The sequence below is a fragment of the Homoserinimonas sp. A520 genome, from assembly GCF_054489245.1.
In genome coordinates this window covers 278,748-290,834 of the sequence record NZ_JBTMWX010000003.1, presented here as the reverse complement: position 1 = coordinate 290,834, position 12,087 = coordinate 278,748, and the positions used below count along the sequence as shown (strand labels likewise).

Sequence of the window (12,087 nt, the reverse complement as noted above, 5' to 3'; positions counted from 1 at the left end):
CAGGTTAGGACATGGGATCCATATCGGGCACGATCACCACGTTGTCTTCGACATCAAGCGAATTGTCGGTCGAGTGGTCGTCGTTGAACGACTCATCGAACTCCACGTCGATGTCCGTCTCGAACTCGGTTTCCGTCTCGGTCGAGTTGTCGTTGAGCGAATCGTTGAGGGTGACGCCGATGTCGTCATCCGTCGAATTATCGGAGTTGTCCGAATTGTCGTTCAGCGAATCCGCCAAGGCGACATTGGTGGAGTTGTCGCTGTTGTCGGAGTTGTCTGAATTGTCTGAGTTGTCCGAGTTGTCGGTGGAATTGTCCGAACTGTCGTTCAGCGAGTCCGCCAGGTCGATGTCCATGTGCACCGAGTTGTCCGAATTGTCCGAGTTGTCCACCGAGTTGTCCGAGTTATCGGAATTGTCAGAGTTGTCAGAGTTGTCAGAGTTGTCGGAGTTGTCCGAGCTATCGGAATTGTCGGTGTTCCCGATCGCGACGTTGGCTCCTTCTCCGGCAGTGACGTTCGTCGAGTTGTCGGTGGAGTCGTCGGTCGAGTTGTCGACCATCGCGTCTTCACCGGCAGCGGCCGCTCCGTGTCCGGAGGCGATCATCGCGTCGTTGTCGAACATCTGGGTCACGTCGCCGTCAGTCCAAATATTCTGGTTGACCGACAGGTCAGTGATGGTGTCGTTGTAGGAGTAGTTGTTGACGATGTGGGTCAACTGCTGGACCGCGTTGGCGTTGTCCTGCAGGGCGCCGACTCCAGCACCGCCACCGCCGCCGCTGGCGCCGCCGGTGTTGCCGGTGCCGTCACCGCCGGTGTTGTATTCGCGGTCGAACGAGCTGTTGATGGTGGATGAGTCGAGCACGATGGGAATCACCGCGTCGACGTCATCGCCGGTAATGTCGCCCAGCCCGGCGTCTTCGAGGGCTCCTTCGGGATCGTCGAGGAAGTCGGCCGCTGCTTCGGGATCCCCGAGCAGGCTCAACAGGAAGTCGAGCAACATGGTGGTTATGGCGGTCATGAGGATTTCCTTCAGTTTGAAATTCACGGGTGCCGAGCAGAATTACCCGGCTTCTGCACCAGAAGGTATTCGCCACAGAGCAAAGGAGACATCGGGGACCGACCCCCTGCCGCCGACGCACTGCTGCGGGCTGGCGCCGCGTCGCGTTAGGGGATTGGGCGGACCCGATAGGGGTTAGGCCCCGTCTTCGCCCAGCACGACACGCAGTTCGGCAAGCATTTCCGACCGAGTGGCGACACCCAGCTGCCGGCGGATCCGGGCAACGTGGTGCTCAACGGTGCGCGGTGAAATGAAGATCGTTTCGCCGATCTCCTCATACGTGTTTCCTTCCAGGACAAGCCGCGCGACCTCGCGCTCACGGGCGCTCAACCCGGCCTTGTCCCGCGACCCTGCAACCCCAGCGGCAGTTGTTCCGACGGATTGGTGCGGTTGCGCAGAAGCGCTCATTGTCGCGGTGCTCGGACGAAGGCTTCGCGCACAAGCCAGCAGTCGTGCCATGTCCTTGCGTTCCGCCGTGCGAGCTGCCGCGTGCCCGGCCAGCCTGGAACCGTCCCAGGTGAGTCCGACGGATGCCAGACCCCGGGCCGCTTCTTCCACAGCTGCGACCTCGAATTGACCGGCGCGGACGGCCACCCACGCTCGGCCGGCAGCGGCGAGCACCGAGGCAAGATGGCTGTCGGCGGATGCCCGAACCAGGGCAGCGGCGTGAGGCACAAGTTCCTTAGGCCGGTCGGCCAGGATCGCGGACTGCACAGCAGACCAGTGCAGCGGAACCGACCACAGTGGCGGGTTGCCCAGCCGGTCGAGGAGAGCCCACGCCTCCGCCAACGGCGCCTGAAGCCAGGCGGAGTCTCGCAGCCGGGTGGCGGTCACCATCAGCTCGCCAAGCGGCATCAGGCTGAACAGGTCGATCGGCACATGCAGGAGGCTCTCCCTTGCCCGCTGCCATGCGCGCACCAGCGCAGGCGCATCATCCGCCCGTCGCGCCAGCCCCACCTCCAGCGCCCGGAAGAGCAGCTCGTTGCGGGGGGTGAGTCTCCGGGCATCCGCCATTGCCTGATCGATACCGGCCCGCGCCAGCTCAGAGCGATCCGCATTCATCGCGACCCAGGACCGCAGCAACTGCAGCCGTTGCCGCGTGGCAGACCCCCCCTGCTCCCCGGCGAGTGCGCGCTCCAGGATCGAGTCGGCGACTGGTAGTTCGCCACTGTGCAGGGCGACCAACGTGGCCAGTGCTGCTGGCAGCTCGGGAACCGGCGTCACCACCCCAGAAGCCGTCATCATGTCGGAGGCACGGATCAGCGCCGGAAGCGCGGCGTCGACCGAACCGCTCACCGAACTGCGCAGCCCCTGCCCCATGAGCGAGACCGCTACCGAGACCAGTGTGGGTGAGCTGCTGGTGGGCGCCGCAGCCAGCATCGCGTCGGCTCCTTCCGGATCTCCGACACCGATCATGGCGACTGCGGCGAGGGGTGCGGAGGAGCCGATCCGGTCGGGACCGAGCCAGCCGTATATCTCCGCGCTTCGCTGCAGCATCCCTCGCTGCGCCCATACGGCAGCCGCGACATCGACAGCCCTGATGAGGTCTGGCGCATTCTCGCGGGTCAGGAGGTCGTCGAGAATCCGCGCGGCAAGGTCCAGGTCGCCCAGGGCGGATGCTGCCTGCGCACGCCGCGCCGCGATGGATAGTTCGTCGCAGCCGGCCGCCCCGGCCTCGTCGTACAGCGTGAACGCGACCGCGGGCCTGGTGCTCAGCGCGCTGTCGCCCGCCCGCTCCAGCGTGGTCGCGACTCTCGGGTCCCTTAGGCCGGCACGCGCCAGGGCCTCAGCGACATCCCCCAGGGGGCGTCCCTCAGCGAGCACCGCGTCCACCAACGCCAGCTGGAGCGAACGCACCCGATAGGCCGGGGTGGTCTCCAGCAGGGCTTGACGCACGAGGGGAACCAGCCGTCCGTGCGCCAGCACCAGCCCCGCAGCCCGCGCCCTCGTCATCAAGTCGTCGACTCTGGCACCGTCGCCCTCGAGATTCGGAGGCAGCCGGCCGGAGAGGTCGAAGCCGACCGCGAGGGCGAGAAGCAGTTCCCGGAGTTCGCCGTATGCTGTGTCGAGCTCGTAGCCGAGCATGCCGATCAGGCCAGGCGAGGCAGCCTGCTTCGAATGGACTTCGATGCCATCGTCCACTGCCGAACCGAGTACCAGCTGTACCAGCCAGGGCACGCCACCGGTCATATCGGCAACGTGGTCGATGAACGCCTGCGGCACCGGTCGGCGCAACGAGGCCTCGGCGGCGGCGGCGATCTCAACTCGGGAGTGGAGGCCGATGGTAGCCGCCGATTCGTGCTCCTCGCCTTGCGCGGATGCCCCTGCGTTGGCGGCGGTTCCGCGCACCGATCGCAGTGACCTTACGCGTGATGGTTCGGCAGCCATGTTTTCACACCACCGGGTCTGCCGGGGGTTCGATGACAGGGGCCGGTTCAGGATCCGGGTCAGGAACGGGTTCAGGAACGGGTTCAGGATCCGGGTCAGGAACCGGCTCCGGCACGGGCTCAGGAACGGGCTCGGGCTCTGGTGCCGGATCCGGATCAGGGTCAGGCACTGGGTCCGGTGGCGGGTCGGGAACCGGATCTGGTACAGGTCCGGGCTCCGGCTCCGGCTCCGGAGGCGGCGCTGGCGTGGTGTCCGCCGTTGTTGTCGGAGGGGGCTGGGTTCTGGGCTTCGTGACAGTCGGTTGTGGCAACGACGCCCGCGTGGCTTCATCGGTTGCCTGTTGTCGGCTCCCGGACGGCGCGCGCTTCGCCTGGGGGCCAGGCTCGGCGGCGCCGGCTTGAGGTGGCGGGGTGAGGAACGGCGTGGCATCCGTTTTCTCGTCGGGCTCGCCGGTACCGACCCCGAACGGGAATCCCGGGATTCCGTCCGCTCTGAGCGACTCCGGCTTGAACCATTCGCCAGCACCCATGTCTGGCCGTCCGTTCTGCCCCTGGGACAGCGCGCTGAACCCGGCACCCTGTGCTGCGACCACCGTCAGGATCAAACCCGCGACAACCGCCGCTGCTCCGACCGGAACCGCTCTCGCGGTAGCCCGTGCAGCCCTGGGCCCGAGGCGGAATGGGTGCGGCACGGCGGCCGCCACTTGACGGCGCACGCCATGGCGCACCTTCTTGCTGGGTGACGGATGTTCAACCGGGACAGGGGGCTGCTGGTTGAGCTTTGATTCAGCAGCGCGGGCGGCGAGCATGCTTATTGCACCTGTCTGCGCGGCACCGAGGGCGAGTGCGGCGGCCGGGTCGGAGTCGGTGATGACCGGCCTGTCGAGTTGGCCGGAAAGCTGTCGGGCGACGAATGGAGTGTGGGATGCGCCGCCGACGAGGAGAACCGAACCGATATCTTCGGCTGCAAGCCCGGTTGCCTCGAGTGCCTGGTCGAACAGGTCGATGCTCTCGCGGACGGCGCCATCGATCATGGTCTCGAACTCCGAGCGCATTAATCGCACTGCGGTCCGAATGCCCGGAAGGGCGACCGGGACGGTCGCTTCCGTCCGGAATGAGAGCGTCTCCCTCGCCCGGGTGCACGCCCGGCGAACGTCTCGGAAGGCCTGCAGCGCATCCTCGTCTGCGGGGTCGATCTCGGTGGGCGCGAAGCATGCCCTTTCGGAGACACGACGGAATACCAGCTCATCGAAATCGGTGCCTCCGAGCCGTTCGACATGGCCCGGATCTCCGAGCACACGGCAACTGCCCGAGGCGCCCTCCTCCAGAATGGTGACGTCGCAGGTGCTCCCGCCCAGGTCATAGACCGCGACGACGCCGCCCGGCCCGTCCGCCTGACGAGTGGAATGCCTGAGAACCGCGGCCTCGGCTTCGCTGACGAGGCTGACATCCGTCAGTCCGACGTCGGCAAGCGCGCCGCGCACTTGCTCGGTCCTGTAGTCACCCCAGCCCGTCGGATGGGTGATGCTGATGGCATTCGGCGGCGCACCTTCGCGTTCCTCGGTGCGGCCGACCACCCAGACCACCACGAGCGCGAATACCTGTTCCGCGACCACGCGAAGCTCATCGACGGCGATGGGTACCGGGTCGCCAACCCGCTGGCGAAAATCGCGAACCAGGCGTTCTGGTCGGTTGAGACCGGCTTCCTCTGCCGCCTCGCCGATGAGCACCAGTCCGTCGTCCGTTACGAAGGCAACCGACGGAACCGGGTCACTCGTCAGCCCGAGTTGGACCGGATGCGCGGCGAACAGCTGATTGTCCGTGTTGAAGTGGGCGGTGGCCGCAGTGGTGAAACTGTTGCCGACATCAACGCCAAGAACGTAGGGCATCGTTCCTCATAGCAAATGATCATTCAACGTCAGCAGCGCTAATAGGGGCAACGCTGCGTGAGTTACACGTCAACAACCTTCTGCGCACTCGGAGAAAATGTCAATGCTTTTGACCCCCGTTCGGGGGTACGAAGCTGGGGCTGTTCGTTTCACTTCGAGAGGTGTAGCATTCGGCTCACTATTCGCGGTTCAATGACGATCCGCGGAGAAACCCGAGGCCTCCCCCATGCCACGATTTTCGAATGAACCCGCCCGCATGCCCTTGCGGGTAGGTGCCGGGGTCGCGCTGACAGCGTTGATCGCCGGACTACTTGTTGTCGGCACACCGGCCGCCTATGCGGCCCCCGCGAACACTCCCACCCTGGTGGCTCCCGCCACAAACTCGACCGTCGCGGGCGATTCAGCAGAACTCCGCGTGGTCGCGAGCGACCCCGACACGTCAACGCTCTCCGTCGACTTCTACGGAAGGGAACGCGGAGCGACCGTCGTCGTGCCATCCAACGAGCCGGACTTCACGTTCGCCGTCATCCCGGACACCCAGAACTACACCTGGTCGACCTTCCAGGAGACGATCCGCGCCCAGGCAGACTGGATCGTCGCGAATCGTAGTGCACTCAATATTGAGTTCGTGAGCCAACTGGGCGACCTCGTCAGCGAATACACGAGCACGATCCAGTGGCAGCGGGTGTCGGAACGGCTGGCGGTGCTCGACGACGCGGGGGTGCCCAACAGCGTGCTGCCGGGCAACCACGATCTCAACGTCACCACGGGCGAGTCTCCGCTCTACCACCAGTACTTCCCGCCCAGTCGTTATGCCAACGCCGACTGGACGCCCGCTTCCGCACAGTACGGCGGCTACCTCGGACAAGACCTGTTCGGCACCGATCCGGTCGACCGTGGCAACATGAACAGCTTCTCCCTCTTCACCGCGGGCGGAGCGGACTACCTGGTACTCTCCCTCGAGTTCGGCACGCCGAGCTACACCGTCGATTGGGCGCGAAAGGTGCTCGCCGCGCATCCGGATCGCAAGGTCATCCTGGTGACGCACTCGTTCATCAACTACAACTCGAACCGGCCCACGGCCATCGAGCGCCCCGGGGGAATGTCGCCTCAACAGCTCTGGACCGATTTGGTCTTCCCGAACTGCAACATCGTCATGGTGCTGAACGGCCACTTCAACAACGGGGACGCCGGCGAAGGGCGGCGCCTCGATCCGAACAGCTGCGGTACGCCGGTTCCGCAGATGCTTTCCGATTACCAGAGCCGAGCAAATGGCGGCAACGGCTGGATGCGCTACTACACCTTCAAGCCGAGCCAGAACATGGTGCAGGCCGTTACCTACTCGCCTACCCTCAACCAATACGAGACGGATGCCGACTCCTCCTTCACGGTGCCGTTCACCATGAGCGCCACCCAGCCGGCCCCCTTCACGCTCCTCGGCACTGACTCGGTCACCTCCGGTGGCACCGCATCCGTAACCTTCGACGGCCTGGAAACCGACACCGAGTACGAGTGGTACGCGGTGGTGCGGGACGGCACGGATGCGACAACGGGGCCGACCTGGCAATTCACCAGCGCACCCCCGTCGAGCTATGCCAGTGACGAGTTCTCCCGCACCGTCGCATCCGGCTGGGGCACGGCAGACTCCGGCCAGGCATGGTCACCGTCCGCTGGCACCGGTTACGCCGTGTCCAGCGGCGCAGGCCGTTTGACATCTCCAGCAGGAGTCACCCGAACGATGACGCTACCCTCGGTGACCGTCGATGATGTCAGTGTGGGCTCCCGCTTCTCCATCGACAAGGCCGGCACCGGATCCGGTACCTACCTGTCGTTCCTGGCCAAACAGGTGAACCAGGACAGCTACCGGGCGAAGGCCCGCTACGTCCCCGGCGGCGCCGTCAACCTGAGTCTCATCCGCTACCAGAATCGCACGGATGTCTCCCTTGCCAACCTGACAATCCCTGGTCTGAGCGTGGTTCCGGGCGACTCGCTGAGCATCCGCGTCGAGGCGGAGGGCACCAATCCGACGAGCCTCCGGGCGAGATTGTGGCGTTCGGGCCAGCCAGAGCCGACAACCTGGATGGTGACGGCCAGCGACTCCGCGCCGGTGCTGCAGAGCTCGGGCGTGCCGGGCGTCAGCCTCTATGTTTCCGGAAGCGCCACCGCGGTGCCGGTGACGGCGGCGATCGATGAGTTGACGTTCGGCCGGATCGGAGCGGTGCAGCCTCCCCCTCCACCACCGCCGCCACCGCCGCCACCGCCCGAAAATGCCGCACCGGTCGCGGTCATCACCACACCAACGATCACCGAGCGCAGTCTGCAGGTGAGCGGCACCGGGTCAAGCGACTCCGATGGCACCATCGCCGGCTACTCCTGGGATTTCGGCGACGGCACTCCTGCCGTCACCGGCCCGACCGCCAACCACCTGTATGGTGCGGATGGCACCTACACGATCACACTGACGGTGACCGACGATGACTCTGCCACGGCAACTGCCACCCGGGTCGTGACGGTGGCGGCAACACCGCCACCACCGCCTCCACCTCCGCCCCCGCCGCCACCTCCTACCAGCGCAGCTTCGGATGACTACGAACGCACGGTGGCTTCTGGCTGGGGTACCGCCGACATCGGCGGCGCCTGGACCACCCATACGTCGAGCAGTCGCTTCTCAGTGGGTTCCGGGGTCGGGGCGGTCCGGGCGACACCGGGAGCCACAGCGGAGGTGAGCCTCCCAGGGGTGCAGTCCAGCAGTACCGAACTGCGGGCGCGATTCTCCTTCGACTCACTGGCGACAGGGGGCAGTCTGTACGTCTCATTCGAAGGTCGGCGGGTCGACAACTCGAACGATTACCGGGCGAAGGCGATCATGGAGACGAACGGCAGGATCCAGCTACAGCTTGTGCGGCGGGCCGGTGGAGAAACGGTGATCGCCAACGTCTTCCTGCCGGCGAGCTTCACGCATAGCGTGGGGAACAGCTATGAGATCGCGATGCAGGCGGTAGGAAGCAGTCCGACGACCCTGAGAGCCAAGATCTGGCGAACCGGAACCACCGAGCCCGATTGGCAGCTCACCGCGACCGACTCGACTGCGTCCCTCCAGCGAACCGGCTCCCCCGGCTTGCTCTATTACGCTTCCCGCAGCTTCACCGGCGCCGCGGCCACGCTGAGCGTCGACGCACTCAGGGTTACCACTCCGTAACCGCGCATCGTCATAAAGAGCGGCGGCGGTGAAGCTCTCGAATCTCCGCAGTCAGTTCCGGCACCGGTCCGGCGATGGGGATGCCGGGCGCGACAACGCTGATCGCTAGCGGTGCGACCGGCCCGGGCGGAAGCTGCCACTCGGCACGCCACTCAGTCAATTGGGAACTCGAGGCTGCGTACACGATCGGTCCGAGCCCCACCCAGGCGTGGGCAGCAGCGCACATCGGGCAGTGCTCACCGGAGGTGTAGACAGTCGCTGACGCGCGCTGCTCCACAGTCAGGTTGGCGGCCGCCCAGCGTGCGATTTCGAACTCCGGATGGCGAGTCTCGTCACCGCCACTGGTGCGGTTGCGGTCCTCGAACCGCACGACCCCGTCGCCATCGACAAGAAGCGACCCGAATGGGTCATTGTCGGACTCGAGGGCTTCGCGAGCCAGTTCGACACAGCGGCGAAGGTGGGCGAGATCGGTGGAGGTGATGTGCATAGCCTGATTCTGCTACACGAGGCGACGGATACCCCGGTCGCGGGACCAGGGCATCCGCTGCGAAAGCTAGCTGAGGATCAGGCTTCGCTCATCGCGGTGGTCTCCGCCTTGCCCTTGGCCGCGTAGTAGGCGGCACGCGCGGCAAGGCGACGCGTCTGCTCGGCCTGGCCGGCATCCAGAACGTCCTGCGGAACCTCAACGTTCGGCACCCGGCTCTTGCCGTTGTACTTGGCGATGTAGGCGTCGAGCTCTGGGCCGGACTCCCACGACGTGATCAGGCAGTAGCGCGGCGTCTCACTGTTGTGGGTGGTCGCGTGCCACAGGCGCTGGGTGTCGACGATCAGCTGGGCGCCGGCAGGCAGGGCGATGCGGTACTCGACGCTCGGGTCGGTGCGGTTGTCGCGCAGCACGAAGTAGCTGTCTTTGTCGTCGGTCAGGTTGAAGAAACCGCGCACGATCCAGCCGGTGCCGTCCGGGTTGAGGCGGTTGTTGTCGTCCTGGTGAAGGTTGTAGAGGCAGTCCGCGTAGTCGTTCGGCATCAACTCGATAGTGCGGCAGCGACCGACGTTCGCGCCTGGCTCTTTCGCCCGGGCGGTGAGGGTGGGGGCCTTCTCAGTCTGCGAGTCGATCCAGACGCCGTCCTTGTCGGTGCGCGGCGGCTTGTGGTTCCAGAAGCCGTTCACCTCGATCTCACCCTTGGCGCTGGCGAGCGGTGCGAAGCGGGTCTCACCAGACGACTTCCAGTCCACATATTCGATGTCGAGCCATTCCTTCGGGTCGATCGGCTCGTTGTAGCGGTCCAGCACGACATAGCCGGTCTCTTCAAGGGCGGCAGACTTGATGTAACCCATAATGCGGTGGTGCCTTTCGTTCAGGGGCCAGCACGTTTTAACAGGCCCTGGTAAGGCCACCCTAACATTGGGCATCCCCGTAAACTGGGAAGTCCGGCGGCGCTAAGGAGCGAATCACTCAGATGGTCAGAGCCACGAATATCGATGCGACGGCAGTCAACACGATCCGCTGGCTCTCCACCACCGACGCGACCATCGTGGTTCCCGTCTACCAGCGCCAGTACCGTTGGGACATCGGCGGATGCGAGCAGTTGCTTGCCGACATCCGCGCCGCCGCCGACTCCGAGCACCGGTACACCCACTTCATCGGATCGATCCTGTCCAGCGCCAGCGCGGAGAGCACGAACGCACAGAACGGGGTCGGGGAACTGGTACTGATCGACGGCCAGCAGCGCATCACGACGCTGATGCTCCTGGTGGCCGCCCTGCACCACACCGTGAAGGATGCCGATCCCTCCCTGGCCGCGGAACTGCAGAGGGTGCTGGTGTCCTCGGACGAGCCCGATCGCACAAAACTGCGACCGCACCGCGCTTGGGCGGACGTGTTCGAGAAGGTCGTGCTGGACCGGCGAAACGGTGGCGAACCCCGCGATTCACGGTTCGACGACAACTACGCCTTCTTCCGCAGCCAGGTGCCGGCCGAGGAGGTGCCGCAGGTCTGGCAAGGCCTGCAGCGCCTGGAGCATGTCTCGATCACGCTCGGCGGCGATGCGAACGCCCAGCAGATCTTCGAGAGCCTGAACTCGACCGGTGAACCGTTGCGGGACCACGAGTTGATCCACAACTACGTGTTGATGGGCCTCACCCGTGCCGAGCAGGGCGAGATCGAGGACACGTTCTGGCTGCCGATCGAGCAGAACACGGGCGAATCGATCGCCAGCTTCTGGCGGCACTACCTGGTGATGACGACCGGACGCGGCATCGACGTTGTCGGCGGACGCGGGGTGTACGACGCGTTCCGGCACGAGTTTCCGCGGCTTCACCTTGACTCCCTGCGCAACCTGGCAACAGAGTGGCGCGACTTCTCGGCGATCTACCGCACCCTGATGGAACCCTCGCGGGAGAGGGATACCGAGATCGCAAAGCACCTCGGTCACCTGAACACGTTCGGCCAGACCATGTATCCGCTGGTCATGCGGGCTTACCGCGACTTCCAGCGCGGCGAATTGTCGAAGGATGCCCTGCTCGCTGAGCTGGCGAACCTCCAGTCGCTGCTCATCCGCCGAACGGTGGTCGGGCTCAGCAATGACCACCTGGTGGCCAGGCTCTGCCGCGCCCGCGCCGATGGCTCCGACCCTCTGGTATCGGCGATGGCGCGAATCATGCCGTCCGACGAGCGGGTGCGGATCGCCCTCAAATACGGGGAACTCCCCCACCCGGCGTATGTGCTGGGCAGGCTGGCGGATGTCACGAACCTGGCCGAACTGGACATCGAGGCGGTCTTCCCGCTCGCGCCGGGCGACGCCTGGAGCGGCGACGGCCAGCGCCAGTGGGCCGACTTCAGCGAGGACGAGCAGAACAGCCACCGTGCTCTCGCACAGACGCTGGGCAACCTGACGCTGCTCGAGGAGCACCTGGCCGAGCGCGCCGCCGACGCATCATTCTCGGTGAAGCGGGCATCCGTCTACCCAAAGAGCGCCGTGGCCTTGACCCGGGAACTGGCCGAAGCGTCATCCTGGGGTACCGCCGAGATTTCGGAGCGCACCGCCCGACTGACTACCGAGTTCCTTGGCATCTGGGCGAAACCGGTGACGGTCGGCATTGACGACGACGGGCTCACCCCGATCCTCGACGCGAAGCGCCGACCGGGCTGGCCACGAGGCTGGCAGCGCGAGTTCGAATACGTCGAGTACCGCGGCGAGCACTGGGAGGTCTACGACGTCAAGTCGCTCTTCAACCGCATCTTCAAACGGCTGTGGGCGGACTCCCGGGCGGATGTCGTCACCTTCAGTTCGCACCGCGGCGGTCCCATCTTCCAGGCGCAGGCGTGGAACGGGCACTGGGACCAGCTGGACGACTCCAACTTCCTCTACATGGGCTGGGACTCCAAGTACATGCTCACCGCGGTGCAGGGCGTGCTCGAAGAGTCTGGCCTGGCATCCGAGGTGTTCGTGAAGTATTCCTACATCGGCGAGGCGATGTAGCGACGCACCGCGTCGGCATGCGAAAGGGCCGGGATGGCCTGTCAACAGGTCACCCCGGCCCTTCCAGCTCAAC

General features: G+C 65.4%; 7 protein-coding genes. 2 read left to right on the top strand and 5 right to left on the bottom strand.

Annotated features, from left to right (window positions below):
• Positions 1–4 precede the first annotated feature (4 nt).
• From ACX3PH_RS10075 to ACX3PH_RS10065, 3 genes are all read right to left on the bottom strand, one after another.
• A complete protein-coding gene (locus tag ACX3PH_RS10075) occupies positions 5–1,018 on the bottom strand; it encodes an IniB N-terminal domain-containing protein (protein WP_459092022.1) in 1,014 nt (337 codons plus the stop codon).
• Between the two features lie 174 nt (positions 1,019–1,192).
• Positions 1,193–3,406, bottom strand: coding sequence for a LuxR C-terminal-related transcriptional regulator (locus tag ACX3PH_RS10070; RefSeq protein WP_459092020.1), 2,214 nt, complete (start codon positions 3,404–3,406; stop codon positions 1,193–1,195).
• 43 nt (positions 3,407–3,449) lie between these two features.
• Positions 3,450–5,333: an Hsp70 family protein gene (locus ACX3PH_RS10065; protein ID WP_459092018.1), complete on the bottom strand. Its 1,884-nt coding sequence runs from the start codon at positions 5,331–5,333 to the stop codon at positions 3,450–3,452.
• 256 nt (positions 5,334–5,589) lie between these two features.
• On the opposite strand from ACX3PH_RS10065, the gene ACX3PH_RS10060 reads away from it, so the two are divergent.
• A complete protein-coding gene (locus ACX3PH_RS10060; RefSeq protein WP_459092016.1) occupies positions 5,590–8,532 on the top strand; it encodes a PKD domain-containing protein in 2,943 nt (980 codons plus the stop codon).
• 10 nt (positions 8,533–8,542) lie between these two features.
• Here the strand turns inward: ACX3PH_RS10060 and ACX3PH_RS10055 are convergent, their stop codons facing one another.
• Positions 8,543–9,019, bottom strand: a complete 477-nt coding sequence (locus tag ACX3PH_RS10055; RefSeq protein ID WP_459092014.1) for a nucleoside deaminase — start codon at positions 9,017–9,019, stop codon at positions 8,543–8,545.
• A gap of 77 nt (positions 9,020–9,096) precedes the next feature.
• The gene (locus tag ACX3PH_RS10050; RefSeq protein WP_459092012.1) at positions 9,097–9,870 is read right to left on the bottom strand and encodes a hypothetical protein; all 774 of its coding nucleotides are present in this window, start codon (positions 9,868–9,870) and stop codon (positions 9,097–9,099) included.
• Between the two features lie 122 nt (positions 9,871–9,992).
• Here ACX3PH_RS10050 and ACX3PH_RS10045 point away from each other — a divergent pair, with 122 nt between their 5' ends.
• Complete coding sequence (locus ACX3PH_RS10045) at positions 9,993–12,014, top strand: DUF262 domain-containing protein (RefSeq protein WP_459092010.1); 2,022 nt, start codon at positions 9,993–9,995, stop codon at positions 12,012–12,014.
• Positions 12,015–12,087 lie beyond the last annotated feature (73 nt).